At 69.2% G+C, this 22,224-nt stretch carries 25 protein-coding genes and 1 tRNA gene; 11 read left to right on the plus strand and 15 right to left on the minus strand.

Going from position 1 to position 22,224, the window contains the following annotated elements:
• Positions 1-34 precede the first annotated feature (34 nt).
• The 6 genes from FQU85_RS03595 (at position 35) to yciH (ending at position 6,256) form a co-directional block, all read left to right on the plus strand.
• Complete coding sequence (locus FQU85_RS03595) at positions 35-796, plus strand: coenzyme F420-0:L-glutamate ligase (RefSeq protein WP_145844396.1); 762 nt, start codon at positions 35-37, stop codon at positions 794-796.
• A complete protein-coding gene (locus tag FQU85_RS03600; RefSeq protein ID WP_145844399.1) occupies positions 783-1,742 on the plus strand; it encodes a 5,10-methylenetetrahydromethanopterin reductase in 960 nt (319 codons plus the stop codon). The genes FQU85_RS03595 and FQU85_RS03600 overlap by 14 nt, the downstream gene beginning before the upstream one ends.
• Positions 1,743-1,816: 74 nt before the next feature.
• The gene (locus FQU85_RS03605; protein WP_145844403.1) at positions 1,817-2,800 is read left to right on the plus strand and encodes a MoxR family ATPase; all 984 of its coding nucleotides are present in this window, start codon (positions 1,817-1,819) and stop codon (positions 2,798-2,800) included.
• Complete coding sequence (locus tag FQU85_RS03610; protein WP_145844406.1) at positions 2,797-3,777, plus strand: DUF58 domain-containing protein; 981 nt, start codon at positions 2,797-2,799, stop codon at positions 3,775-3,777. The genes FQU85_RS03605 and FQU85_RS03610 overlap by 4 nt, the downstream gene beginning before the upstream one ends.
• On the plus strand, positions 3,774-5,963 hold the full coding sequence (locus tag FQU85_RS03615; protein ID WP_145844408.1) for a transglutaminase domain-containing protein: 2,190 nt from the start codon (positions 3,774-3,776) through the stop codon (positions 5,961-5,963). The genes FQU85_RS03610 and FQU85_RS03615 overlap by 4 nt, the downstream gene beginning before the upstream one ends.
• The gene (gene yciH, locus FQU85_RS03620) at positions 5,963-6,256 is read left to right on the plus strand and encodes a stress response translation initiation inhibitor YciH (protein WP_145844410.1); all 294 of its coding nucleotides are present in this window, start codon (positions 5,963-5,965) and stop codon (positions 6,254-6,256) included. The genes FQU85_RS03615 and yciH overlap by 1 nt, the downstream gene beginning before the upstream one ends.
• A gap of 203 nt (positions 6,257-6,459) precedes the next feature.
• Here the strand turns inward: yciH and FQU85_RS03625 are convergent, their stop codons facing one another.
• From FQU85_RS03625 to FQU85_RS03635, 3 genes are read right to left on the minus strand one after another with little or no spacing between them, the layout of a single operon-like run.
• Entirely contained in the window at positions 6,460-7,281 is an 822-nt protein-coding gene (locus FQU85_RS03625) for a hypothetical protein (protein ID WP_145844412.1), read from the minus strand.
• A gap of 55 nt (positions 7,282-7,336) precedes the next feature.
• Complete coding sequence (locus tag FQU85_RS03630; protein ID WP_145844416.1) at positions 7,337-7,693, minus strand: rhodanese-like domain-containing protein; 357 nt, start codon at positions 7,691-7,693, stop codon at positions 7,337-7,339.
• A gap of 47 nt (positions 7,694-7,740) precedes the next feature.
• Positions 7,741-8,274 (minus strand): NUDIX hydrolase, encoded by a 534-nt coding sequence (locus FQU85_RS03635; RefSeq protein WP_145844421.1) that lies wholly within the window; start codon positions 8,272-8,274, stop codon positions 7,741-7,743.
• Between the two features lie 63 nt (positions 8,275-8,337).
• Between FQU85_RS03635 and FQU85_RS03640 the strand changes: the two genes are divergently transcribed.
• Positions 8,338-8,769: a metal-dependent transcriptional regulator gene (locus FQU85_RS03640; RefSeq protein ID WP_145844424.1), complete on the plus strand. Its 432-nt coding sequence runs from the start codon at positions 8,338-8,340 to the stop codon at positions 8,767-8,769.
• Here FQU85_RS03640 and FQU85_RS03645 read toward each other — a convergent pair.
• From FQU85_RS03645 to FQU85_RS03670, 6 genes are all read right to left on the minus strand, one after another.
• Complete coding sequence (locus tag FQU85_RS03645) at positions 8,736-9,164, minus strand: DUF5809 family protein (RefSeq protein ID WP_145844426.1); 429 nt, start codon at positions 9,162-9,164, stop codon at positions 8,736-8,738. The two genes, FQU85_RS03640 and FQU85_RS03645, sit on opposite strands and share 34 nt — an antisense overlap.
• Positions 9,164-9,511 carry a DUF5810 domain-containing protein gene (locus tag FQU85_RS03650; protein WP_145844431.1) on the minus strand — a complete coding sequence of 116 codons (348 nt, stop codon included), beginning with the start codon at positions 9,509-9,511 and terminating at the stop codon, positions 9,164-9,166. Before FQU85_RS03650 ends, FQU85_RS03645 begins: the two co-directional genes overlap by 1 nt.
• 28 nt (positions 9,512-9,539) lie before the next feature.
• The gene (locus FQU85_RS03655; RefSeq protein ID WP_145844436.1) at positions 9,540-10,022 is read right to left on the minus strand and encodes a GNAT family N-acetyltransferase; all 483 of its coding nucleotides are present in this window, start codon (positions 10,020-10,022) and stop codon (positions 9,540-9,542) included.
• Positions 10,023-10,062: 40 nt separating this feature from the next.
• Positions 10,063-10,263 carry a hypothetical protein gene (locus FQU85_RS03660; protein ID WP_145844440.1) on the minus strand — a complete coding sequence of 67 codons (201 nt, stop codon included), beginning with the start codon at positions 10,261-10,263 and terminating at the stop codon, positions 10,063-10,065.
• A gap of 76 nt (positions 10,264-10,339) precedes the next feature.
• The gene (locus FQU85_RS03665; RefSeq protein ID WP_145844442.1) at positions 10,340-12,328 is read right to left on the minus strand and encodes an aconitate hydratase; all 1,989 of its coding nucleotides are present in this window, start codon (positions 12,326-12,328) and stop codon (positions 10,340-10,342) included.
• A 108-nt stretch (positions 12,329-12,436) separates the two neighbouring features.
• Complete coding sequence (locus FQU85_RS03670) at positions 12,437-13,414, minus strand: YeiH family protein (RefSeq protein WP_145844444.1); 978 nt, start codon at positions 13,412-13,414, stop codon at positions 12,437-12,439.
• A 76-nt stretch (positions 13,415-13,490) separates the two neighbouring features.
• On the opposite strand from FQU85_RS03670, the gene FQU85_RS03675 reads away from it, so the two are divergent.
• Entirely contained in the window at positions 13,491-13,952 is a 462-nt protein-coding gene (locus tag FQU85_RS03675) for a deoxyuridine 5'-triphosphate nucleotidohydrolase (protein WP_145844446.1), read from the plus strand.
• Here FQU85_RS03675 and FQU85_RS03680 read toward each other — a convergent pair.
• Positions 13,949-14,692 carry a hypothetical protein gene (locus FQU85_RS03680; protein WP_145844448.1) on the minus strand — a complete coding sequence of 248 codons (744 nt, stop codon included), beginning with the start codon at positions 14,690-14,692 and terminating at the stop codon, positions 13,949-13,951. The two genes, FQU85_RS03675 and FQU85_RS03680, sit on opposite strands and share 4 nt — an antisense overlap.
• Before the next feature lie 305 nt (positions 14,693-14,997).
• Here FQU85_RS03680 and FQU85_RS03685 point away from each other — a divergent pair, with 305 nt between their 5' ends.
• On the plus strand, positions 14,998-15,426 hold the full coding sequence (locus tag FQU85_RS03685) for a plastocyanin/azurin family copper-binding protein (RefSeq protein WP_145844449.1): 429 nt from the start codon (positions 14,998-15,000) through the stop codon (positions 15,424-15,426).
• Between the two features lie 139 nt (positions 15,427-15,565).
• Here FQU85_RS03685 and FQU85_RS03690 read toward each other — a convergent pair.
• Positions 15,566-15,638 (minus strand) — tRNA-Arg (locus FQU85_RS03690).
• Between the two features lie 78 nt (positions 15,639-15,716).
• On the opposite strand from FQU85_RS03690, the gene FQU85_RS03695 reads away from it, so the two are divergent.
• Complete coding sequence (locus FQU85_RS03695) at positions 15,717-16,052, plus strand: CHY zinc finger protein (RefSeq protein ID WP_145844451.1); 336 nt, start codon at positions 15,717-15,719, stop codon at positions 16,050-16,052.
• Here the strand turns inward: FQU85_RS03695 and FQU85_RS03700 are convergent.
• Complete coding sequence (locus FQU85_RS03700; protein WP_145848714.1) at positions 16,049-17,434, minus strand: MATE family efflux transporter; 1,386 nt, start codon at positions 17,432-17,434, stop codon at positions 16,049-16,051. The two genes, FQU85_RS03695 and FQU85_RS03700, sit on opposite strands and share 4 nt — an antisense overlap.
• A 178-nt stretch (positions 17,435-17,612) precedes the next feature.
• Here FQU85_RS03700 and FQU85_RS03705 point away from each other — a divergent pair, with 178 nt between their 5' ends.
• Positions 17,613-18,212 carry a DJ-1/PfpI family protein gene (locus tag FQU85_RS03705; RefSeq protein ID WP_145844453.1) on the plus strand — a complete coding sequence of 200 codons (600 nt, stop codon included), beginning with the start codon at positions 17,613-17,615 and terminating at the stop codon, positions 18,210-18,212.
• Between the two features lie 251 nt (positions 18,213-18,463).
• Here FQU85_RS03705 and gnd read toward each other — a convergent pair whose 3' ends face one another.
• The 3 genes from gnd to FQU85_RS03720 are packed head-to-tail and all read right to left on the minus strand — an operon-like array spanning position 18,464 to position 22,223.
• A complete protein-coding gene (gene gnd / locus FQU85_RS03710; RefSeq protein ID WP_145844455.1) occupies positions 18,464-19,360 on the minus strand; it encodes a phosphogluconate dehydrogenase (NAD(+)-dependent, decarboxylating) in 897 nt (298 codons plus the stop codon).
• Positions 19,361-19,398: 38 nt separating this feature from the next.
• The gene (locus FQU85_RS03715; protein ID WP_145844457.1) at positions 19,399-21,330 is read right to left on the minus strand and encodes an ABC transporter ATP-binding protein; all 1,932 of its coding nucleotides are present in this window, start codon (positions 21,328-21,330) and stop codon (positions 19,399-19,401) included.
• A gap of 50 nt (positions 21,331-21,380) precedes the next feature.
• Positions 21,381-22,223, minus strand: a complete 843-nt coding sequence (locus tag FQU85_RS03720; protein ID WP_145844459.1) for an ABC transporter ATP-binding protein — start codon at positions 22,221-22,223, stop codon at positions 21,381-21,383.
• Position 22,224: the final 1 nt, after the last annotated feature.

Raw genomic sequence — 22,224 nt, forward strand, 5'->3', positions numbered from 1 at the left:
CCGTCTCTTTCACGCGACGGCGAGCAGTGGGAGTATGGAAGCGTTCGCAGTGCCCGGCCTCCCCGAAATCGAGGCGGGCGACGACCTCGCGGCGCTCGTCGCGGACCGCGTGAGCGTCCGCGAGGACGACGTGGTGTGCGTGGCGAGCACGGTGGTGTCGAAGGCGGAGGGACGGACGGCGTCGCTCTCTGACTACGCGGCGGGGCCGCGGGCGCGTGAAGTCGCGTCGCGGCTCGAATCCGTCACGGGCGAGGAGAAAGACCCGCGGTTCGCGCAGGCCGTCTTGGAGGAGTCCACGGACGTTCTGATGGAGTCGCCGTTCCTCCTGACGGAGACGCGGTTCGGGCACGTCGGCGTGAACGCGGGCATCGACCGGTCGAACACGGGCGGCGACGACCTCCTCCTCCTGCCGAAACGACCCACCGAGAGCGCGGAGCGGATCCGAGCGGGACTGCCAGTGGACTGTCCGGTGCTCGTGACCGACACGTCGGGGCGGCCGTTCCGGCACGGCCAGCGCGGCGTCACCCTCGGCTGGGCGGGGATGCCGGCGTCCCGGGACTGGCGGGGCGAGTCGGACAGGGACGGCCACGAGCTCGAAGTGACGGTGGAGAGCGTGGTGGACGAACTCGCGGCGGCGGCGAACCTCGTCTCCGGCGAGGGCGACGGCGGCACGCCGGTCGTGGTGGTTCGGGAGTTCGAGTTCGGCGACCACGACGGTTCGCAGGAGCTCTACCGCGAGGTGTCGGGAGACTTCGTGCGGCAGGCGCTCCGGGGGTGGTCGTATGAAGGGCGTTGAGCTCACGCCAGAGGTTCCGGTGCGTGAGGTCGCGTCGTTGGCGGCGCGGGCGGAGGACGCGGGGTTCGACGCGGTGTTCGCGTCCTCGCACTACAACAACCGCGACCCGTTTCAGGCGCTCGCGCTCGCGGCGGACGCGACGGAGTCGGTTCGCGTGGGTCCGGGTGTCGCGAACCCGTACGAGACGCATCCGGTGACGCTGGCGTCGAAGGCGGCGACGCTGGACGAGCTGAGCGGCGGGCGCGCGGTGTTCGGGGTCGGCGCGGGCGACGCCTCGACGCTGCGGAACCTCGGCGTGGAGCGCGACCGGCCGCTCCGACGGGTGCTGGAGGCGTTCAAGGTCGCCCAGCAGCTGTGGCGGGGAGCGCGCGTCGAGCACGACGGGACGTTCGTCGCGCGGGACGCGGGCCTGAACTACGAGCCGGGCCGGATTCCGGTGTACGTGGGCGCGCAGGGGCCGCACATGCTTCGGATGGCGGCGAAGCACGCGGACGGCGCGCTGGTGAACGCGAGCCATCCCGACGACTTCGCGTGGGCGCGCGACCGGCTCGACGAGGGCCTCGACGAGCGGCCGGCCGAGCGGGGAGAGTTCGAGTCCGTGGCGTTCGCGTCGGTGAGCGTCGCGGTAGACGGCGAGGAGGCGCGGGCGGCGGCGCGGCCGCCGGTCGCGTTCATCGCCGCCGGCGCGGCCCCGCCCGTGCTCGACCGGCACGGCGTGAGCCGCGACCGGGCGGCGCGCGTCGGCGAGCACATCGAGGCGGGCGAGTTCGACGCGGCGTTCGACGCGGTGTCCGAGACGATGCTGGACGCGTTCTGCGTCGCCGGCACGCCCGACGAGGTCGGCACGCGCCTGAACGAGATCCGGGAGTACGTGGACGGCGTGGTCGCGGGGTCGCCGCTCGGCCCGAGCCGGGAGGCGGCCATCGAGTTGCTCGCGGACGCGTAGGGGCGCCGATACGACCAACAGACATAGGTTCCGTGCGCCCGTCACTGTTGACAATAGGCACGCCCCTCGTTCACATGACTGACTCGCTCGAACCGCCGCACGCGACGCCCGACGCAGCGCCCCTGTCCGCCGCGGACGCGAGAGACCTCGCGCGCTCGCTTGTCGAAAACGTCGAAACCGTCATCGTCGGCAACCGGAGCGCCATCGAACACATCGTCACCGCCGTCCTCGCGGGCGGCCACCTCCTCCTCGAAGACGTCCCCGGAGTCGGGAAGACGATGCTCGCGCGCGCCGTCGCGCGCTCGGTGGACGGCGACTTCTCCCGCGTGCAGTTCACGCCCGACCTCCTGCCCGCGGACGTGACCGGGTCGCACGTGTTCAACGAGAAGACCCGCGAGTTCGACTTCCAGCCGGGCCCCATCTTCGGGAACGTCGTGCTTGGCGACGAGATCAACCGCGCGCCGCCGAAGACGCAGGCCGCCCTCCTCGAAGCGATGGAGGAAGACCAGGTGACGGTGGACGGAACGACGCACCCGCTCCCGGATCCGTTCACGGTCATCGCGACGCAGAACGCGGTCGAGCGCGACCGCACGTACGAACTCCCGGTGGCGGAGGTCGACCGGTTCACGAAGAAGCTCCACCTCGGCTACCCGAGCCCGGACGAGGAGGTGGCGGTAATCGAGCGCGCGGTCGGCGACCACCCCATCGATTCCGTGGACGCGGTGGCGTCCGTGGCTGACTTGCGGCGTGCGCGCGCGACCGCGGCGGCCGTGACGGTGGCGGAGCCGGTGCGGCGGTACGTGACGCGGCTCGCGGGGTACACGCGCGAGCACGCGAGCCTCGGCGTCAGCCCACGCGGATCTATCGCGCTCGTGCGGGCGGCGCAGGGCCGCGCGACGCTCGACGGCCGGGAGTACGTGACGCCGGACGACGTGAAGGCGGAAGCGCCGTTGGTGCTCGCACACCGAATCCGCGCCGACCAGGGCGGCGCGGTCGGCGGCGAGTCCGGGGAGCGAATCGTCGAACACGCGCTGTCGCGCGTCGACCCGGAGGCATGAGCGCTCGGCCGACACGCCGCGGGTGGGCGGTCGCCGCGGTCGCGCTCGCGGGGGTCGCGCTCGGCTGGCTGTTCGGCGGGCGGAGCCTCAACGTCGTCGTGATGCCCGCCGCCGCGGCGTTCGTCCTGACGGGACTGCACGTCGCGCGCTACGACCGCCCGACGGTGACGCGAACCGCGCCCGAGCACGCCCACCAGGGCGAGACGCGGACGGTGGCCGTCTCGGTGGACGCACGCCACGAGTACCCCGTGACGGTTCGGGAGTCGCTCGCAGAGGGTTTGGTGGGCGACGGGGTGCTGGAGACGGTCGCGGACGGCCGCGAGAGTTCGTTCGAGGTCGAACTGGGGTCGCGCGGCGAACACGTCGTCGGGCCGACCGAGCTGGTTGCGACGGATCCGTTCGGCCTCTGGACGCGGATCTTCCGGTACGCGCGGGTCGACCGCGTGACGGTGTTCCCGCGCGTCCACGACCTCACGGACACCGCCGGCCTCCTCACGGGCTACATCGGCGTGACGGACGAGCGCGGGCAGTTCGAGGGGCTCAGGGAGTACCAGCGCGGCGACCCGCTGCGGGACGTGAACTGGCGGGCGAGCGCGAAGCGACCGGGCGACCTCGTGGTGACGACGTTCGCGGGCGAGGGCGCGACGAACCGCGTCGTCGTCGCGGCGGACGCGAACGGCGGCCGCGCGGACGCGGTGGCGGAAGCCGCGGCGAGCGTCGTCGCGAACCTCCTCGACGCCGGCATCTCGGTCGGCGTCGTCACGCCCGACGGGTCGGTGTCGCCCGCGACGGGGGACGCACACCGCCGAGCCGTCTTCACGCAGCTCGCCCGTCTCGACGACGCCCACCTCGGCCGGGAGCGCGTCGCGGACGCGGACATCGCGGTTCGGTCGACCGCGGAGCGCGTGGAGATCAGCGCCGGTGACCGGACGCGTCGGTACCGGGACGTGGTGGGCGCGCGGAGGGCGGACGCGTGACCGATCGGTTCCCGGTGCGGCCGTGGCGGCTCGCCGCGCTCGCGTCCGTCGCGATGGTGACGGCGTCGTTCCTCTCGGTTCTCTACCACGTCGTCGACGTGGTCGGCGGCGTCTCCGTGTTCGGGCCGCTCGCCGCCGCCTCGGTCGCGCTCGCGGTGGTCTTCCGCGCGCTCTCGGAGCGGATCGCGGGCGCGCTCGCCGCCGTCCTGCTCGCGGGCGGTCTCGCGGTGTACGTCGTCGTGATGCCGGACGTGTACGCTGCGGCCTTCTCCGTCGACCGCGTGCTCTCGGACACGGTCGCGCTCCTTACCGGTTTCTCGGTGCTGCGGATGGCGGAGGCGGGCGCGTGGGCGCTCGCTGTCACGCCCGGCCCGGTGTTCCTGACGTGGTACTTCGCGCTCCGCGAGAACTACGCGGCGAGCGCCGCGGTCGGGGGTGTGACGCTCGGGTTCTTCGTGCTCACGGGCGACAGCGGGACGGTCGGCACGATGGTCGGCGTGCTCGGCGCGTTCGGCGCGCTCGGATTCGGAACGCTCGATGTCCATCACGGCCACCGCCGGCAGGTCGAGGTCGTCGCCGCGGTGCTGGCGGTCGCGGTGCTCGCGTCCGCGACGGTGAGCGCCGTGCCGAGCACGGGCAGCCCGCTCGTCCCGCAGTCGGCGACCGCGCCCGAGGGGTCACTCGTTGTCGCGGGCGACCGCGTCGGCGTCGGCGGGAGCATCACGCTCTCACCGAAGGTTCAGTTCGTCGTCGAGTCGGAGCAGGCGGCGTACTGGCGGGCGGGCGTCTACGATCGGTTCACCGGCCAGGGCTGGGTGCGCGCAACCGGCCCCGACGACGCCGGGTCGTTCGACCCGCCGCCCGGGCAGACCGAGCGCGTGGTGCAGGAGGTGACGGCGCGCCGATCGCTCGCCGTGATGCCCGCAGCCGCCACGCCCGTCGCGGTGTCGGGCGCGGGCTACACGGTGAGCGCGTTCGGGAACCCGCGACCGGACGGCGTGCTCGACAACGGCGACTCCTATACGGTCGAGAGCGCGGTGTTGAACCCGACTACGGCGGAACTCCGGCGGGCGGGGACGGACTACCCGAGCGACGTGCGCGACCGCTACCTGCAGGTGCCGGCGAGCACGAGCGACGCGGTGCGGTCGCTGACCGCGAACGTCACCGCGGGCGCGGAGACGCCGTACGCGACGGCGCGCGCGGTCGAGTCGTGGCTGGAGGCGAACAAGGAGTACTCGCTGTCCGTGCCGACGCCGGACGGCAACCTCGTGAATCAGTTCATCCTCGAACAGAACGCGGGCTACTGCGTCTACTACGCATCCGCGATGGCGGTGATGCTTCGCACGCAGGGCGTCCCGGCGCGGTACGTCGTCGGGTACACGCCCGGCCAGCGCGTCGGCGAGGACACGTGGGTCGTGCGCGGCGTCGACTCGCACGCGTGGGTGGAGGTCTACGTCCCGGACGTGGGCTGGGTGCGCTTCGATCCGACGCCCGGCACTCCGCGCGAGGCACAGGAGACGCAGACCGTCGCCGACGCCCGCGAGGATGGCGTTGACGGCGTCGACGCCGCCGGAAGCGAGGACGGTACGTACACGACGGCCACGACCACGACGCGGGCCGCGAACACGACGACGGGGAACACGTCCACGCAAGCGCCCGGTATCGATCCCGACCGCGGCGTTCGCACCGCCGTCGACTCCGGCGGCGTGAACGTCACCGACCCCGCCGCCGGAGGGAGCGGCGGTGACGGCGGCGGCGTGATTCCCGACGTCCCGCCCGGAACCATCGCTGTCTGGACGGTGCTCGTCGCCGGGCTGCTCGCCGCCGCGCACCGCTCCGGCGTCGCGGCGCGCGCGTACCGGGTCGTCTGGGTGCGCACCACGCCCCGCGGCAGCCCCGAAGAGCGCGTGACCGGTGCGTTCGAACGCGCGCGCTACCTCGTAGAGCGCGCTAACCGCCCGCGGAAACGCGGAGAGACGGTGGCGGAGTACTTCGAGGCCGTGCGCGCCGACCGCCGCGCCCGCGAGCTCGCCACGCTCCGCGACCGCGCGACCTACGGCGGCGAGGTCACGGACGAGGACGCCGACCGCGCGACCGCGCTCGCCGCCGCGCTCGTCGCGGACACCGACCGCCGGGCGCGTCCGGCGACACTGTTTAATAGGACGATTTCCTATTTCAAGTCGTAATGTCGGAAGTCTGCTCGACGTGTGGATTGCCCCAGGAACTATGCGTCTGTGAGGACGTCGCTAAAGAGTCCCAACAGGTGTCAATCCGCATCGACGAGCGCCGCTACGGAAAAGAAGTCACCGTCATCGAAGGACTCGACCCGAAAGACGTCGACCTCGATAGCCTCTCATCGGACCTCAAGTCCAAGTTCGCGTGCGGGGGCACGGTCGAGGACGGTGAAATCGAACTTCAGGGCAATCACTCCGGTCGCGTCGAGGACTTCCTCCGCGATAAGGGCTTTAACGTCGCCTAACGACCTTTTGCTCTGCGTGCGCCCTTCGGCCGCACTCGGCAAAAGCTCGGGCAAAAGCACTGCGTCGCTCCTGTGCGCCTCCGGCGCGTAGTCGCTCCTTGGCCCGAGCGCCCCGCGCTCGGGGAACCGCTTCGCTCAGGCTCTTCGAGCCGTTCGCTTGCGGATGCGTTCAACGTGGTTTGTTTCGGTGTCACAGCAGTCGGTCAAGCGCTCGTTCGATTGCGCGCGGTGTCGTACCAGTCGGGCCGTTCGACGGTCGCGTCCACGCGGAACGAGATGTCGCGTTCGACGGTCGCGTCGCCGTCGGTGTATGAGAGCGAGAGCGACCGCACCACGCCGTTTTCGGTGACTGTGGCGTCGAAGGAGACGTTCGTCACGGTGTCGCCGTGGAGCGTCATCTCGTCGGCGGTTCCGGTGACGTGTGCGGCGGCGTCTCCGGGAGAAACTGTGGTGTTCGCGTTCGCGAACAGGAGGTAGACGAGGGTTCGCTCGGAGACGCCGTCGGGGAACACCTTCTTCGGCGGTTGCGGTAACTCCCGATCCTCGGCGGAGATGGTCGGCATCGAGTACGAGACGTTCCCCGCGACGTCGGTGCGGACGAGGACGCGGTCGCCGTCGGCGTACAGCTCGAACGCGCCGCGCGTGGTCTGGTAGCCGACCGGGAGGCCGTCGCCGGTCCGGGTGAGCCGCCAGTGGGATTCGTTCGCGTACGAGACCGCCGTCCGCCGGGTGGCCTCGGTGGACGCGTTCGTTCGGGTCGTCCGCGCGGTTTTCGTGAATCCGTGACTCCGGAGGTGGGTTCGGTGCGCGTTCGCCAACGCGAGCGCGTCGGTCACGCCCCCGGCGGTCACGCCGGGCGCGAGGGTTTCGCTTGGGCTGGTGGGAGGGCCGGTCGTTGTGGTGGCGGTCGTCGATTCAGTAGTCGGCGCGGCGGTCGTCGACGCGTCGCCGGCGAGGAAGCCGGAACAGCCGGCGGTCGTGACGAGGAGGGCGCACGCGAGCGCGAGCAGGAGGCGGCGAACCATACGCGGGGATGAGACGCCGCGTAGAAAGTGTTTCTGCCTGACTGTTTTGCTTCGGTTAGAACGGGCTCTGCGGGCCTTCGTCAGCGTCGGGTTCCTCGGTGTTCGAGTCGAGCGGGCCGTCCCAGGCGTCGAGGCCGCCAGCGAGGCTCTCGACGGGCGTGTCGTCGCCGATGCCCTCGTAGGAGTTGATGAGGTTCGCGGCCTGCACGCTGGATTTGCCGTGCGGGCAGACGGTGACGACGTGGTTCGCGCCGTCGAGCGCGTCGACGCGCTGGGGGAGTTGGTTGAAGGGGATGTTCTCGCTGCCGGGGATGTGGCCGTGGTCGAACGCGAGGCTGTTCCGGATGTCCACGACCGTGATGTCGTCGTCGAGCCGAGACTGGAGTTCGTCGGGCTCGATTTCGCCGTCCATACGAATCGAGTGGTGCGTGTCGCGGTTAAGCGTCGCGGTCGCGGCGGTCAGAGGTAGCCGTCCGCGCCGGCGAGGAGGAGGCCTTCGAGGGTCGCGTCGTTCGCGGGCTGGTCGGCGCGGGCGCGGGAGAGCGCGTCCTGGCGGGGGACGCGTTCGACCTCGATGAACTCGTTGCTGTCGAGTTCGCGACCCTCCGCGGCCTCGGTGAGGCCCTCCGCGACAACAATGGCGCGGTTGTGGCGGAGGACGCCGGTAGCGACCGCGAACTCCTGGAGAAGGGTGACGGAGTCGGCGTCGTAGCCGGTCTCCTCGCGGAGTTCGCGGCGCGCGGCGGCCTCGTAGGACTCGTCCTCGACGAGGCCGGCGACGAGTTCGAGGCAGTGCGCGTCGATGACGGGCCGGTACTGCGACACCATCACCACGTCGTCGCCGTCGAGCGCGACAACGACGACAGCGGCGGGGAGGTCGGCCCAGTAGTAGTTCTTCTCGCTGCCGTCCGGCTGTTCGTAGCGGTCGTAGCCGCCCGTATACCACGGCGTCTCGTACTCCGTGACGGACGTTCGGAGCGTCCAGTCGTCCATACCCGGGTGTTCGTGTCCGGCACCATGAACACACTTATTCGGGCCGCGACGCGACCTGCGTGTATGAGCCCGCCCACGGTGTCGGAGAGCGAGGGACGGTACTTGAGCGCCATCCTCCTCGTGAGCGAGACCGCGGGCCGTCCCGCGAAGACGGGAGAGCTCGCGGACGAACTGGACGTGAGCCCGGCGAGCGTCACGGAGCGAATCGGAACGCTCGCCGACCGCGGCCTCGTGGCGTACGAGCGCTACGAGGGCGCGACGCTCACCGAGACGGGCGAGGACGTCACGCGCGAGTTGCTGTGGAAGCGCTGTCTCGCGGAGAACCTCGTCGACGAGGCGGAGGCGGACGTGGAGGCGTTCGGGCACGCGCTCTCCGAGGACGTGGCCGCGGCGCTCAAGTCATTCATCGACCACCCGTGTTCGGGCGAGTGTCGCGCGCCGGACGCGGAGTACAGCGAGTGTCAGTCCGCGGTTCGCGAGAGCGTCTCCCGGTAGTACTTCCCGTGGACGATGCGGCGGAGAGTGCCGCGCGCGGCCGCGGGCTCGTTCTGATAGGACGCCGTCACCACCGTGTTCTCGAACGGGACGACGTGCCACGCCACGCGGTCGACGTCGTCGCTCCCGTTCTCCACGACCTCGTAGTCGTAGTCCGCCAGCCAGTCCCCGAACTCCTCGCGGCTTCCAGAGTGGACTTCGAGGAGGTTCGCGAACAACGCGTCCCGCGCGGTCTCCACGACCTCGCCGGTGACGCGGTCGTCGTACTCCTCCCGGCTGAACTCCATCGCCTTCGCCAGCTCGCGGGTGACGTTCTGCGCGGCCGGCCCCACGTCCTCGTAGGCCGCGCGAACTTCGTCCGCCGTTTCGGGCGCGAGGACGCCGTGCGTCTCCATCACTCCTCACCGTCCTCGCGCATCTCGCGCGTGAGTTCCATCGCTTCCTCCACGATAGCCTGCTCGTCGCCGCCCAGGTCGTCGCGGCCGTACCCGCCCTCCTGCGCGAAGTGCTGTTCGGCGTGCGCGTGGTCGCCCTCCTCGAACTCCACGTCGGACGCGGGCGCGTACTCGACGACGACTTCGCCGAGTTCCGCCGGACTCAGCTCGTTCCAGTCGGGCGCGTGCGCGTCAAGCCAGTCCTCGTGGTCGGCGTCGTCCAGCATCGCGGCGAACGCGACGTGGTTCGCGAGGTGGTCGGCTTCTGCCTGCGGCACGCCACAGACGGGACACTCGTAGCCACTCATGGCTGGACAGAAGAGCGCGAGACACTAACTACTCGTGGTTCGCGAGTCGCGCGACCATCACGAACGCGTCCTCGCCGTCCGCGTAGTACCGGTCGAGGGTGCGGTAGTACTCGAAGCCCTTCTCGCGGTAGAGGCCGATAGCGGGGTCGTTCGACCGGCGGACTTCGAGTTTCGCGGAGCGCGCGCCCTGCGCGCGGAGCACGGCGAGCCCGCGGTCGACGAGCGAACCGCCCAACCCCTGGCCGCGGTCGTCGGGGTGGACGGCGAGGTCTTTGATGTGGCCGAGCGGGCGGCCGTGGTTCGGAATCGTGTCCGCGACCACGAACCCCGCGAGCGACGGGTCGTCGGGGCGTTCCGCCACGAGGAAGCCGGGTTCGCCGAGGTAGCGCTCGAACGCCGAGAACGGCCACGGCTGCTCGAACGCCTGCTTCTCGATGCGGAACACGTCCAGCAGGTCGCCCTCACTCGCCTGCCGGATGCCCGCGTACTGGAACGGCTCCCCCGACGCCATGCGAGAATCTTGGCGTGGCGCGGGTAAATGGCCTGCGGCCCTAGTCCCGGGCGACGTACGCGTAGAGCGCGGCGACGAACACGCCGCCGACGACGGTGGCGAGCGTCCACTTAGTCCCGGACGCGGGGGCGTGCTCGTCGGAGTCGACGTTCACCCAGACCACGGACAACAGCCAGACAGCGAACACGACGTAGACGGCACGCGCGTGCGGGATCAGTGAGGCCGCGGGCAGGAACTCCATACAGAATACAGGCCGAGCGCGCACGTATAGGTGGCGCTGTCGCTACGCGACGCGAAAAAGATAGAGGAGAGTTCGGTTAGTCGTCCGCGGGCGAGGCCGCGCCGCTGTCGTCGCCGTACTGCTGCTTCGTGAGGGAGAGCTTCCCACCGGCGGCGAGAATGCGGCGTTCGCGCTCGGACGCGTCGAGGTGACCGGTCGCCTCCCAGTCGTCGTTCACGCGCACCGTGAACTCCTCCTGGCCGGACTTGACCGCTTCCTCGACGTCGTCGACGATCTCGATGTCGTCGCCCTGTTCGATCTTCGCGTAGGCGTCCTCGTCGATGGTGAGCGGGAGGAGGCCGAAGTTGAACAGGTTCGCCTTGTGGATGCGGGCGAAGGACTGCGCGAGCACACCCTCGATACCGAGGTACATCGGGCAGAGCGCCGCGTGTTCGCGCGAGCTCCCCTGACCGTAGTTCTCGCCGGCGACGAGGAAGCCGCCGTCGGACTGCTTCGCGCGCTCGGCGAACGTGTCGTCGACGCGCGAGAGCGTGAACTCGGAGAGTTTCGGGACGTTCGAGCGGAACTTCAGGATGTCGGACGTCGCCGGGATGATGTGGTCGGTGGTGATGTTGTCCTCCATCTTGAGGAGGGCTTCACCTTCGAGGTGGGCGTCGAGCGGGTCCTTGAGGGGGACGTCGCCGATGTTCGGGCCCTTGATGAGGTCGTCGTCGACGGCCTCGTCGGGGCTGATGATGTCGGGGTCGTCCTGGCCCATGCCGGGGCTGTACGTCGAACCCATCTCGAAGCCGGGGGCTTCGAGGTCGCCGAGTTCGTCGGCGAGGTCGCGGGGGTCGACGATTTCGCCCTTGATCGCCGCGGCCGCGGCGACTTCCGGACTGCAGAGGTAGACGGAGTCGTCCTCGATGCCGGAGCGACCCTCGAAGTTCCGGTTGAACGTCCGGAGGCTGACGGAGTCAGACGCCGGGACGTGGCCGATGCCGATACAGGCACCGCAGGTCGCCTCGCTGAAGTTGACGCCGGCCGCCATCATCTCGGCGGTCCAGCCTTCGCGGGCGAGCATCTCGCTTGCCTGCTTCGAACCGGGTGCGACGATCATCTCGGTGTGCTTTGCGACCTCGCGGTCTTCCACCATCTTCGCGGCGGGGAGAATGTCCTCGTACGCGCCGTTGGTGCAGGAGCCGACCATGACCTGTTCGACGTCCTCGCCCGCGACTTCGCGGACGGGCACGACGTTGTCGGGCATGGAGGGCTTCGCGATGAGCGGTTCGAGGTCGGAGAGGTCGATGGTGACCGTGTCGGCGTACTCCGCGTCCTCGTCCGGGGAGAGTTCGACGAACTCGTCCTCCCGACCGATACGGGAGAGCCAGTCCTTCGTCTTCTCGTCCGTGCCGAAGATGCTGGAGGTCGCGCCGAGCTCCGTCCCGAGGTTCGTGATGGTGGTGCGCTCGGGGATGGTGAGGGATTCCGCGCCCTCGCCCGTGTACTCGAAGATCTTGCCGACGCCGCCCTTGACGGAGAGGCGGCGCAGCATCTCGAGCGCGATGTCCTTCGCGGTCGCCCACTCGGGGAGCTCGCCCTCGAGCTGGACGTTCACGACTTCCGGCACTTCGACGTAGTACGCGCCGCCGCCCATGGCGACTGCGATGTCGAGGCCGCCGGCGCCGATGGCGAGCTGGCCGAGGCCGCCGGGAGTCGGCGTGTGCGAGTCGGACCCGAGGAGGGTCTTACCGGGTGCGGCGAAGTTCTCCTTGTGGACCTGGTGGCAGATGCCGTTGCCGGGCCGGGAGAAGTACGCGCCGTAGGTGCCCGCTGCGGATCGGAGGAAGCGGTGGTCGTCCGTGTTCTTGAAGTCGAACTGGTACGTCTGGTGGTCGCAGTACTGCGCGGCGAGTTCGGTCTGGACTTCGTCGAGTTCGAGCGCTTCGAACTGGAGCCAAACCATCGTCCCCGTGGTGTCCTGCGTGAGGACCTGGTCGATCTCGAGGCCGACTTCTTCGCCGGTCTCGAGTTCGCCCTCGACGAGGTGGTCGTCGAGGATTTTTTCGGTGATCGTCTGTCCCATAGCGTCCGAAAATCAACGGTCTACGATTATAAATCCCGCGTGTTTCAGGACGGAGGTATGTACCTTATACACACGAATAGAGTTCGTATGGGGTCGGATACCAGCGTTCTAGAGGAGCGCGGTAACGGCGGTGAGGGAGAGCGTCCCGACCACGAGGAGGGTCGTGGCGACGACGAGAATCGGCCGAAGGCCCGCGTCGCGGAGGGCGTCGAGCCGGAGGTCGAATCCGAGGCCGGCGAACGCGAGGAGGAAGCACGCCTCGGAGACCGTGCCGAGACCGGAGACGACCGGTGGTGGGAGGATGCCGGTGGCGGCGAGCGCGGCGACGGCGACGAACCCGACGAGGAAGCCGGGGACGCCGCTGGTGAGCGCTCGTGCGGGCCGGTCGGCGTCGGCGTGGACGAGGGCATAGAGGAGGGCGAGGACGCCGATAGCGGTGTTCCGGACGAGTTTCGTGACGGTCGCCCACTGGCCGGCGACGGGGCCGTAGGCGAATCCAGCGGCCGTGACGGGGCCGGTTGAGAACATGGCGAGTCCCGCCCAGACGCCGAACTCGCGGGGCGTGAGCGCGAGCAGGTGGCCGAGCGCGGGGAAGATGGCGAGCGTGACGGCGTCGAAGACGAGGACGGTGGCGGCGGCGTACGCGACGCGCTCCTCGGTGGCGTCGATGCTGCCGGCGACGGCGGCGACGGCGGAGACGCCGCAGACGCTCGCGCCCGCAGCGAGCAGCGATCCGGCTTCGCGGGAGAGGCCAGCGAGGCGCGCTCCGAGTTCGGTGACGAGAACCGAAACGGCGACGGCTGCGGCGACGAGCGCGAGGAGAAGCGGGCCGACGGCGGCGAGCGCGCCGAGGCCGAGGGTCGCGCCGAGCGCGACGATACCGGCTTCGAGGAAGCGGCCGTGGAGCTCGAGACCGGGTGTGAGCGCCCGGGGAATGGGGAGGGCGTTCGCGGCGAGCGCGCCGAACGCCACCGCAAGGAGGAGCGGACTGCCGACGCCCGCCGCGCGGCTGGCCGCGACGGCGAGGGCGGCGACGAGCACGAGAACGATGAGCCCGGGCGCGCGCCGGTGGACGCGTTCGCGCATTGGCTCCTACTTGGTGGGCGGACAGGAGTGCGTGTCGATTCGACACGCCTAACCCGGTCGTGGGGGAGTGAGAGATATGTTCGAGAGTGGTGCGTACGTCGCGGCGGCGCTGGGCGGTGTGAGCGGCGAGCAGGTGCAGCCGAACGGCGTGGATTTGACGCTCGCGGGCGTGTACGAGCAGACGACGCCCGGTCGAATCGCGACGGACGGAAAGACCGTGGGTGAGCGGCGCGAGGTCGACGCGGACGGCGGGACATACCACCTGAAATCGGGCGGGTACGTCGTGGAGTACGCGGAGACCGTCCGTATCCCCGAAAACCACGTGGGGTTCGTGTATCCGCGTTCGAGCCTCCTTCGGAACTCCTGCATGCTGAACACGGCGGTCTGGGACGCCGGCTACGAGGGCAAGGGCGAGGGCCTGCTGCAGATCCATCACGCGGTCGAACTCGACACGGGCGCGCGCATCGCCCAGCTCGTGCTCGCGGACGCGAACCACGAGGAAACGTACGACGGGAGTTATCAGGGCGAGCGGCTCTAGGTCGTGGCCGCCTCCGGGACGGTGATGTCCGTGTCCGCGCCGTACTCGCTGAACGTGATGGTGAGCGTCTGGTCGAGCGTCTGGCCGTTTATCGTGGCGGTCATGTCGAGCGTCGCCGTCCGGATGCGGTGGGTGTCGACGGCGACGTACTGCGTCACGGAGACGGATTCGACGGTCACGTCGCCGCGAACCGACCGTCGGTTCTCGATGTAGGCTTCGACGGTCGCGGGGTCGGGCTCGACAGCGAGCGCGTACGTCTCGACGCCCGCAACGGTGGTCTTGTTCAGGACGGTGACCGCGGCGTCAGTGAGGAACTGGGCTTGTCTGTCGACCGGCGTGTTGTTCCACGTGCGCTCGGGGACCGGCCGGGTCTGCCAGACGCCCTGCGAGCGGATGTACGCGGTGTCGTCGACGACGTACGTCTCGGTGGTGGCGGCGTTCGACCGGTCGCCACGAGTGGCGGTGACGGTGGTCTTCTGGGACATGCGCTCGGCGGTGAGGTTGACGACGCCGGTGAGGCTGATGTCGGTGGTGAGGGTTCCGAGGTCTTGCTGGAGGTCGGCGGAGAACTCGTAGCTCGTGACAGCCGCCATCGCGGCGAGCGTGTCGGCCTGTACCGCGTCGGCGGAGACGTCCACGTCGGTAGTGGTGTCCGTCGGCGACGAGTCGGTGATGCCGGCGCAGCCGCTGAGGGCGACCAGTCCAGCGAGGAAGGCGAGGGCGACAGTGCGGCGATGCATACACGAAGAGAAGAAGCCGTCAAGCGCTTGTAACTTGTGCTTGCGTTACTCGGCGGCGGAAACGTGATGGGGCGCGTCGCCGACGCCGTCGCGCACGGGAGGCGGACGGCGAGTTCGGCCGCGCGAACGCGCTGCTCGCGACGTTGTTCGACGGTGAGTCTCGGAGAAACCCGAACCCGGGTTTCGCGTCACCTGGCTCCCGGGGTCGGATCGAATCCAACACACCGGACAAACTTAATTGTACTTGTTATACCATAGTTTATCCCGTGGGCAGAACTAACCCGTTCCCGGCCGCATACCCAGACGTGCCCGACACCACCACGACCGGCGTCACACGACGCCGCGTTCTCTCGACCGCCAGCACCGCCATCGCCGCCACGACCGCCCTCAGCGGCTGTTCGAGCGGCAGCAACCAGCCCACGACCACGTACCCGGGCCCCGTCGTCGACGTCGGACCGAACGGTGACTACGCCTTCCGCCCCGGCACCGACACCCCCATCACCGTCCAGCGAGACACGACCGTCACCTTCGTCTGGCGATCCAACAATCACAACATCGTCGTCGGCAGCCAACCCCAGAACGCGAACTGGCAGGGAACCACGGGCGACCGCTACACGACCTACAACGAGGGCCACGTCCACCAACACACCTTCACCACCCCCGGCGACTACCACTTCTGGTGTCAACCGCACAAACAACTCGGGATGGTCGGCGACCTCGTGGTCGAAGAGTGACGGCCGACCCCGACCCCGAGAGATCACGGGCTCGACGGGACACCCGCGAGTGAGCGGAGCGAACGAGTGGGAGCCAGCGAGACGCCGCCGGCGTCTCGCGGAGTCGCCCCGTTCTCCGCGAACGAAGTGAGCGTGAGAACGGGCTCGACGGGATTTGAACCCGCGGCATCTTGGTCCGGAACCAAGTGCTCTGTCCACTGAGCTACGAGCCCTCACGTCAGGTAGCGGTGTTGTGGCTTTAACGCTTCTGGAATGGGTAAGTCGAAGGGCGTGGGAAGGGCGTCTACGGTATGGAGGTCGTTCACGGCCGAGAGGTGTACGGGGTGGATGTGGGGGCGGAGACGCGGTGCGCGCATTACGACTCGGACGTGGACGTTATCGCGATCCGGTTCGCGTGCTGCGGGGAGTACTATCCGTGCTATGAGTGTCACGAGGCGGTGGCCGACCACGAGGCGGCGGTGTGGGAGGACGCGTCGGCGCGCGCGGTGCTCTGCGGCGTGTGCGGGCGGGAGTTGACGGTTGGGGAGTATCTCGATTGTGAGAACACGTGTCCCGGCTGTGGGGCGTCGTTCAATCCGGGGTGCCGTCGGCACTACGACCGCTACTTCGCGGCGGACGTGCACTAGGCGTCCGAGGAGGAATCGGGGCCGGGGCCGGAACCGGAGTTGGGGCCGTCGTCGATGACGGTTTTCTTCCAGCCGCCGCGGAGGAACCACGCGACGCCGACGATTGCGCCGAGGACGTTCCCGCACATCATCCCGAGCCAGATGCCGGTCGCGCCCATGTCGAGGACGAACACGAGGAGGTAGACGGTGGCGACACGGCCGAGCCAGAGGGTCACCATCGAGATCACCATCGCGGTCTTGGTGCTGCCCGCGCCGCGGAACGCGCCGAGGACGACCTGGAGGACGCCGATGAACACGAACTCGACGGCGCGGATGCGGACGTACTCGCTCCCGAACGCGATGGTGGCTTCGGCGTTCTCGACGCCGGACTCGATGAACACGGAGACGATGGGGCGGGGGAAGAGCGCGGCGACGACGGCGATGCAGAACAGGACGGCGGCGGCGACTTTCGCGGCGAGCCAGACGGCGCGCTCGGCGCGCTCGGCCTGGTTCGCGCCGAGGTTCTGGCCGACCATCGTGTTCGTCGCGCGGCCGAGCCCCATCGCGGGGAGGAAGACGAGACTGACGAGGCGGTTCCCGAGGCCGAACGCGGCGACGACCGCGGGGCCGAAGGACGCGACCATCGCGGTGAGCGAGATCATCGCGAGCGCGCTCGTGGACTGCTCGGCGGCGCTCGGCGTGCCGACGCGCACGATCTTCGACACGAACCCGAGGTCGGGGTAGAAGTCGGCGAGCGCGACGTTCGGGCCGGCGTCCGTGAAGAAGAGGACGTACGCGCCCATGATAGCGGCGACGAACCGCGCGAAGATGGTGGCGACGGCGGCCCCGACGATGCCCATCTCGGGGAACACCCACCAGCCGAAGATGAGGAAGGGGTCGAGCACGACGTTGATCGCGACGCTGACGAACATCACGCGCATCGGCGTGCGGGTGTTTCCGTAGCCCCGCATCAGACTGGAGAAGACGAAGAACCCGAAGAGGGCGGGCATCCCGAGGAAGAACACCTCCATGTAGTCGGCGGCCAGCGGGATGACGACCGCGGCGGTCTCGGCGTCCGCGGGAAGCAGGGAGAGCATGTCCCGCGTGATGAAGTGGCCGATGACGCCGAAGACGGTGGCGAGCGAGCAGACGAACCCCATCGTCTGCGCGGCGACCTTCCCCGCGGACTCCTCGCTCTTCGCGCCCGTGTACTGCGCGACGAGAATCGAGCCGGCAGCGGTGAACCCGCCGCCGACGCTGATGAGGAAGAAGATGAGGGGGAACGCGAGGCTGAGGGCGGCGACGGCGTTCGACGACAACCGACCGAGCCAGAAGGTGTCGGCGAGGTTGTACGCCACCTGGAGGAGTTGAATGACGACCATCGGCCAGGCGAGCGCCAGCATCGGCCGAATCAGGTCGCCTTCCGTGATACTACTCTCGACGCGGGGCTCTGACACTACCGGAAGATTGCTTCGAATCGAAATGAGCGCTTCGACTTCTCAGCGCCGCGAGGTTACGGCCGACGAACCGAACGGTCGATCGTACGGCGACCGTTTTGGTGGCGGCGCGCGAAGAACCGGTATGGACAGAGAGCGCATCCAGACCGTGTCCGTCCTCGTCTACGACGGCTTCGACGAACTCGACGCCGTCGCGCCCTTCGAAGTGTTCGCGAACGCCGGCCTCGACGCCCGCATCGTCAGCCCGCACGGCGACGGCGTGGTCGCGGCCAGCCACGGCCTCCGCGTCGAAACCGACGCCGACCACGACCGCCCCGACCTCGTGCTCGCGCCCGGCGGCGGCTGGAACGACCGCGACAACCCCGGCGCGTGGGCGGAGTACGAGAACCGCACCATCCCCCAGTACCTCGCCGACGCCCACGAGAGCGGCGCGACCGTCGCCGGCGTCTGCACCGGCGGCATGCTCCTCGCCCAGGCCGGCCTGCTCGACGACCGCCCCGCGACCACCCACCACACCGCCACCGCCGATCTCGAACAGGCCGGTGCCCGCCTCGCCGACGCCCGCGTCGTCGACTGCGGCGACGTCCTCACCGCCGCCGGCGTCACCGCCGGCCTCGACCTCGCCTTCCAGCTCGTCGAAACCATCCGCGGCCGAGACGTCGCCAGCGACGTCAAACGAGAAATGGAGTACGAACCCCGCGGAAAAATCCTCGTCGCACGCTAACACCCGCTTCAATCGACACCCACGTATTCCGCGGGGCTCGCTCGTTCGCTTCGCTCACTCGCTGCGAACCGCGTCGGCTCGCGGCTACCACCGCTCGCTAGTCCGTCGCCCTCACTCGCTTCGCTCGTTGCGGGCGACTTCGGCTCGCGCCTCACTACGTTCAGCGCTCGCTAATTCCGTGGCACTCACTCCGTTCGCGCCACGTCGGCTCACGGGTCGCATCCGCTCCCCGTTCGCGTATTCCGTGGCACTCACTCCGTTCGTGCCACGTCGTGCCGCCCGAACCCGTACCGCAACCGATTCGCGAGGCGTCGGGAGAAACGCCCGTCGCTCCGGGAGTCGAAGCGCTCGGCGAGCGCCTGGTAGATGAGGGGGACGGGGACTTCCTGGCGGAGGGCTTCCTGCACGGTCCACGTGCCCGTACTCCCCCCTTCGACGCGGTCGGCCACGTCGCCGAGATCGTTGCCCTCCTCGCGGAAGGCCTCCTCGCAGAGTTCGAGGAGCCAAGAGCGGATGACCGCGCCGTTGTTCCACGTGCGGGAGACGTCTTCGAGGTCGAGGTCGTACCGGCCGTTCGCGAGGAGTTCGAAGCCCTCGCCGTAGGCCTGCATGAGCGCGTACTCGACGCCGTTGTGCACCATCTTCACGTAGTGGCCGCTCCCGGTTTCGCCCATGCGGTCGTGGCCGTCGGGGCCGGTGGCGACGGCGTCGAAGACGGGCGCGAGTTCGTCGTACGCCCACTCGGGGCCGCCGACCATCAGGCTGAACCCGAGTTCCGCGCCGGCGGGGCCGCCCGAGGTGCCGCAGTCGAGGTAGGCGGCGGGGCAGAACTCCGCGCGCCGAATCGAGTCCTCGAAGTAGGAGTTCCCGCCGTCCACCACGACGTCGTCGGCGTCGAGGTGGGGTTCGAGGTCGTCGAGCGCGGCGTCCACGGGGTCGCCCGCGGGCACCATCAGCCAGATACGTTTCTCCGCGCCGAGCGACTCCGCGAGGTCGTCGATCGAGTGCGCGGGCGTCGCGCCGGCGTCCGCCGCCGATTCGACCGCGTCCTCGTCGATGTCGAACGCGACCACGTCGATGCCCGCGTCGAGACACCGGTCTACCACGATTCGTCCCATCCGTCCGAGGCCGAGCACGCCGAGTTCCATACAGGACAGGGAGTCGCCGCCCTCTTAGCGGTGGGTGATTACGTCTCGACGTCGAGTTCCCGTTTGAGGCGGTCGCGGTCGCCCGTCTGCGCGTCCCAGAGCGCCGCGTACACGCCCTCGGCGTCGAGGAGTTCTCCGTGCGTGCCGCGCTCCGCGATTTCGCCCGCCTCCACGACGAGGATCTGGTCGGCGTTCTTCACGGTGGAGAGCCGGTGCGCGATACTGAACGTGGTGCGATCCTCGCTCAGCCGGTCGAGACTGCGCTGGATGAGGAACTCCGTCTCGGTGTCCACCGCGGACGTGGCCTCGTCCAGAAGCAGAATCTGGGGGTCGTGGAGAACGGTGCGAGCGATGCTGACGCGCTGGCGCTGGCCGCCCGACAGCTTCACGCCGCGCTCGCCGACCCGGGTGTCGTAGCCGTCCGGCATCTCCGTGATGAACTCGTGGGCTTCCGCGGCCTTCGCGGCCTCCACTACGTCCTCGCGGTCGGCGTCGAACTCGCCGTACGTGATGTTCTCCGCGATGGTGCCGTCGAACAGGAAGGTGTCCTGGCCGACGTACCCGATAGCACCGCGCAAACTTTCGAGGGTCACGTCCCGGATGTCGTGGCCGTCCACGCGGATTTCGCCGCCATCCACGTCGTAGAGCCGAAGCAGGAGTTTCAGAATCGTGGACTTCCCCGCACCGGTGGGCCCGACGAGCGCGGTGGTCTCGCCGGGGTCGGCGTCGAAGCTCACGCCGTCGAGAATGACGTCCTCGTCGGCGAGCGAGCCGGGGGTGTCGTCGCCGGGGTCGCCGTAGGGGTCGCTCTCGTAGCCGAACGTCACGTCGTCGTACTCGACGCGGCCCTCGACGGGCGAGATGTCGGTGGCGTCGGCGTCGTCCTGAATGCGGACGGGGATGTCGCGCAGGCCGAACACGCGCTCCGAGGACGCCTTCGCGTTCTCGTACTGGTCGACGATGTTCGACACCTCGGCGAGCGGCGTGACGAACCGCTGGGTGAGCAGGATGAACGTCACGAACTCGCCGGTGGAGAGCGTGCCCGAGAAGAACAGCGGCGGCCCCTGGAATAGCCAGATGCCGCCGACGACAAAGGTTACTGCAAAGGAGAGGCCGGCGAGCAGTTCCATGCCCGGCCGGTAGAGGTAGTTGAGCTTCAGGACGCTCATCGTGTCCCGGAAGAAACTGTAGGACGCGTCGCGGACGCGCGCGGTCTCGTAGGCTTCGGTGTTCGAGGTCTTCACGAGCTCGACGCCGGAGAGCGCGTTCTCCAGGCGGGTGTTGAGGTCGCCGATGCTCTGTCGCTGCGCGACGTACCGGGGTTCGACCGCTCGCATGAACCAGAGCGTGAGGACGACGATGAGCGGAATCGCGGCGAGCGTCACGATTGCGAGCTGCCAGTTCATCCAGAACATGATGCCGGCGATACCGACGACCATCACGGCGAGCCGCGCGGTGTTCTGGAGGGCGTTGTCGAGGAAGACTTCGAGATTCGAGGCGTCGTTGTTCAGGACGGACATGACCTCTCCCGTCTGCTTGTCGTCGAAGAACGTCATGTCGAGACGCTGCATCTTCTCGAAGGAGTCCGTCCGCACGGCGTGCATCACGCGGTGCGCGAACAGGTTCGCCGCCACGCCGTACAGCCACGTGAACACCGCTGTCACGAAGAAGGAGACGGCGATGGCGACGGCCGCGAACTGGAACTGCGCCGCGTCGGGCGCGGTCGCGGGCAGCCACGACGCGGGCACGACGGGGAGCGAGAACGCCGACTCGCTCGTGAACACGCTGTCGATAGCCGTCCCCAGCAGGAGCGGCGGGAGGAGGCTCGCGGCGCGCGCGACGACGTTCGCCGCCATCCCGCCCGCGAAATACCGCCACTCCGACAGACCGTACTCCGAGAACAACCGATAGAGCGGTCGTTCGACGCGGTCGCGGTACGTGTCGAACACGCTGTCCTCCGGCGTAGACATCTATCCGTACGTCGAGAACCAGGGGGATGAGGGCTGTGGTAGCGGCCAGCCTAGCGGTCTAACGCCCGCCGCGGGAGGATGCGGGGGTCGCCGCCGTCGAAGTCCACCGCGGCGTCCACGCCGAACACGTCCGCGAGCAGTTCCTCCGTCACCACGTCCTCCGGCGGCCCCCAGTCGTACACCTGGCCGTCCCGCAGGGCGACGAGGTAGTCCGCGAACCGCGCCGCCTGCTGGAGGTCGTGCAGGACGACGCAGACCGTCGCGTCCCGCTCCGCGTTGAGCTCGTGGATGACGTCCATCACGCGCAGTTGGTGGTGGAGGTCGAGGAACGTCGTCGGTTCGTCCAACAGGATGGTGTCGGTCTGCTGGGCGAGCGTCATCGCGATCCACACGAGCTGTTTCTGGCCGCCGCTGAGGTTCCCGAGGTCCTCGTCGCGGAGGTGCGTGACGCCCGTGAGTTCGAGCGCGCGCTCGACCGCGTCCTCGTCCTCGCCCGTTCGCCCGTCGAAAAAGCCCTTGTGGGGATAGCGGCCGTGGTGGACGAGGTCTTCGACGGTGATGCCGCCGGGCGCGTTGTTCTCCTGGGAGAGCAGGCCGAGTTCGCGCGCGAACTCCTTGTCGCCGAGGTCGGCGATGTCCTGGCCGTCGAGCACGATGTCGCCGTCCGCGGGCGCGAGGTGGCGGGCGAGCCCCCGCAGGAGCGTGCTTTTCCCGCTGCCGTTCGGCCCGACGAGCGCGGTTATCTCGCCCTCGGGGACGACGAGCGTGTCGCAGTCGACGACGGGTTCGCCGACGGTCGCGTACCGGAGTTCGAGGTCGCTCGCGCGGAGCTTCGCGTCCGGTGTTTCGCTCGCGGTGCCGTCGGTGGATTCGGCGGGGTGGGTGCGTGACATG

This window comes from Salarchaeum sp. JOR-1 (assembly GCF_007833275.1).
In the GTDB taxonomy this organism is placed as follows: Archaea; Halobacteriota; Halobacteria; order Halobacteriales; family Halobacteriaceae; genus Salarchaeum.

Excerpts from the sequence above, each read along its gene's own strand:
- FQU85_RS03595 (WP_145844396.1), top strand. The coding sequence starts at position 35 with ATGGAAGCGTTCGCAGTGCCCGGCCTCCCCGAAATCGAGGCGGGCGAC.
- FQU85_RS03600 (WP_145844399.1), top strand. The coding sequence starts at position 783 with ATGAAGGGCGTTGAGCTCACGCCAGAGGTTCCGGTGCGTGAGGTCGCG.
- FQU85_RS03605 (WP_145844403.1), top strand. The coding sequence starts at position 1,817 with ATGACTGACTCGCTCGAACCGCCGCACGCGACGCCCGACGCAGCGCCC.
- FQU85_RS03610 (WP_145844406.1), top strand. The coding sequence starts at position 2,797 with ATGAGCGCTCGGCCGACACGCCGCGGGTGGGCGGTCGCCGCGGTCGCG.
- yciH (WP_145844410.1), top strand. The coding sequence starts at position 5,963 with ATGTCGGAAGTCTGCTCGACGTGTGGATTGCCCCAGGAACTATGCGTC.
- FQU85_RS03625 (WP_145844412.1), bottom strand. The coding sequence starts at position 7,281 with ATGGTTCGCCGCCTCCTGCTCGCGCTCGCGTGCGCCCTCCTCGTCACG.
- FQU85_RS03630 (WP_145844416.1), bottom strand. The coding sequence starts at position 7,693 with ATGGACGGCGAAATCGAGCCCGACGAACTCCAGTCTCGGCTCGACGAC.
- FQU85_RS03635 (WP_145844421.1), bottom strand. The coding sequence starts at position 8,274 with ATGGACGACTGGACGCTCCGAACGTCCGTCACGGAGTACGAGACGCCG.
- FQU85_RS03640 (WP_145844424.1), top strand. The coding sequence starts at position 8,338 with ATGAGCCCGCCCACGGTGTCGGAGAGCGAGGGACGGTACTTGAGCGCC.
- FQU85_RS03645 (WP_145844426.1), bottom strand. The coding sequence starts at position 9,164 with ATGGAGACGCACGGCGTCCTCGCGCCCGAAACGGCGGACGAAGTTCGC.
- FQU85_RS03650 (WP_145844431.1), bottom strand. The coding sequence starts at position 9,511 with ATGAGTGGCTACGAGTGTCCCGTCTGTGGCGTGCCGCAGGCAGAAGCC.
- FQU85_RS03655 (WP_145844436.1), bottom strand. The coding sequence starts at position 10,022 with ATGGCGTCGGGGGAGCCGTTCCAGTACGCGGGCATCCGGCAGGCGAGT.
- FQU85_RS03660 (WP_145844440.1), bottom strand. The coding sequence starts at position 10,263 with ATGGAGTTCCTGCCCGCGGCCTCACTGATCCCGCACGCGCGTGCCGTC.
- FQU85_RS03665 (WP_145844442.1), bottom strand. The coding sequence starts at position 12,328 with ATGGGACAGACGATCACCGAAAAAATCCTCGACGACCACCTCGTCGAG.
- FQU85_RS03670 (WP_145844444.1), bottom strand. The coding sequence starts at position 13,414 with ATGCGCGAACGCGTCCACCGGCGCGCGCCCGGGCTCATCGTTCTCGTG.
- FQU85_RS03675 (WP_145844446.1), top strand. The coding sequence starts at position 13,491 with ATGTTCGAGAGTGGTGCGTACGTCGCGGCGGCGCTGGGCGGTGTGAGC.
- FQU85_RS03680 (WP_145844448.1), bottom strand. The coding sequence starts at position 14,692 with ATGCATCGCCGCACTGTCGCCCTCGCCTTCCTCGCTGGACTGGTCGCC.
- FQU85_RS03695 (WP_145844451.1), top strand. The coding sequence starts at position 15,717 with ATGGAGGTCGTTCACGGCCGAGAGGTGTACGGGGTGGATGTGGGGGCG.
- FQU85_RS03700 (WP_145848714.1), bottom strand. The coding sequence starts at position 17,434 with ATGCTGGCGCTCGCCTGGCCGATGGTCGTCATTCAACTCCTCCAGGTG.
- FQU85_RS03705 (WP_145844453.1), top strand. The coding sequence starts at position 17,613 with ATGGACAGAGAGCGCATCCAGACCGTGTCCGTCCTCGTCTACGACGGC.
- gnd (WP_145844455.1), bottom strand. The coding sequence starts at position 19,360 with ATGGAACTCGGCGTGCTCGGCCTCGGACGGATGGGACGAATCGTGGTA.
- FQU85_RS03715 (WP_145844457.1), bottom strand. The coding sequence starts at position 21,330 with ATGTCTACGCCGGAGGACAGCGTGTTCGACACGTACCGCGACCGCGTC.
- FQU85_RS03720 (WP_145844459.1), bottom strand. The coding sequence starts at position 22,223 with ATGTCACGCACCCACCCCGCCGAATCCACCGACGGCACCGCGAGCGAA.